This window comes from Epilithonimonas tenax DSM 16811 (assembly GCF_000428485.1).
Taxonomy (GTDB): Bacteria; Bacteroidota; Bacteroidia; order Flavobacteriales; family Weeksellaceae; genus Epilithonimonas; species Epilithonimonas tenax.
On the sequence record NZ_AUAA01000107.1, the window covers coordinates 1 to 1,117 of the forward strand.

A 1,117-nucleotide genomic window follows, 5' to 3' on the forward strand; every position below is an offset into this window, starting at 1 on the left:
CAAGGTTGCTCATAATTGTATTTGATTGATAGTCAATGCAATATACTAATTTTTAGTAACTTAGGCAACCTTTTTTATAATGCACTACGGGTAATTAATGTATTTTTTCGTGAAATTGTTAGAGTTTTTACGGATATCCGTAAAAAAACACTTACGATACATTGTACGTTTGCAAAGAAATAACAATACACTGAAATATTATTGCAGTACATAGTGTTAAAATTGCGACTTGTACTGGCTTCACATCACTATGGACATTAGAATTATCATCAGGATACACAATTTGGTACACATCCAGCAAGCGGGAAGTCCGAAAAGTCTGGCTGAAAACCTCAAACTGTCTGAAAGAATGGTGTACCACTATCTGAACTACATGAAGCTTGAAATGAATGCGCCAATAGTGTATAATTTTAAAAAACAAAGCTATTGCTATACAGAGGATGCGGGGTTTTGTTTTGTGATGAGAGAGAAATAGAAAAAAATATAATAAATTCAATTAAATGGAAGAACAAATACTGAATGGGCAATCCAACACAAATACCGATAAGGGAAAAATCACCTATTCGCAATATGGATTTAGATCAGCACAGAAATCCCAATCACAATCAGCCGGAATTGATGGTTATCTCGATAAGGTTTATGATCAATTTTTGGAGGAACAAAAATTAGATGAACAAGGCTTAAAGGATAGAATTTCAAAACTAAAAGCGGAGCTTCAATCAGAAAAATCTAAAAAACACGATGCAAATGCTGAAATATCAACTCATAAAAGTTTTAAAGAAGACAAAGAAAAGCAAATTGAAGAATTAGAGCTTGAAAAGATTGACATCAGAAACGGCGAAGGAGAAATGGGCGACACTTCTTCATTTATAATTGGTGCATTTATAACATTGCTTTTAACGATGTATTTATTTGTTTTCTATTCTTCGTCAGGTTATTCAGCATTTTACGGTATAAAACTAGGAAGTTTAGGTTTTATAAATCCAAATGTTTTTTCAGACGCAATGAATAAAGGAGGCGGTGTGGATATGCAAATAAAAATTCCAGTATAAGTTAAGCTACATTTTGATAAATTTTGTTTTGATTATTAAACTCTTCAATAGTTTTGTATTTCAGT

The 1,117-nt window shown here is 32.0% G+C and carries 2 protein-coding genes; both read left to right on the plus strand.

Annotation, left to right across the window (positions count from 1 at the left end; genetic code table 11):
* Positions 1 to 250 precede the first annotated feature (250 nt).
* A complete protein-coding gene (locus tag F564_RS19715; protein WP_051259740.1) occupies positions 251 to 475 on the plus strand; it encodes a hypothetical protein in 225 nt (74 codons plus the stop codon).
* Between the two features lie 25 nt (positions 476 to 500).
* Entirely contained in the window at positions 501 to 1,052 is a 552-nt protein-coding gene (locus F564_RS0117780; protein ID WP_028123751.1) for a hypothetical protein, read from the plus strand.
* The last annotated feature ends 65 nt before the right edge of the window (positions 1,053 to 1,117 follow it).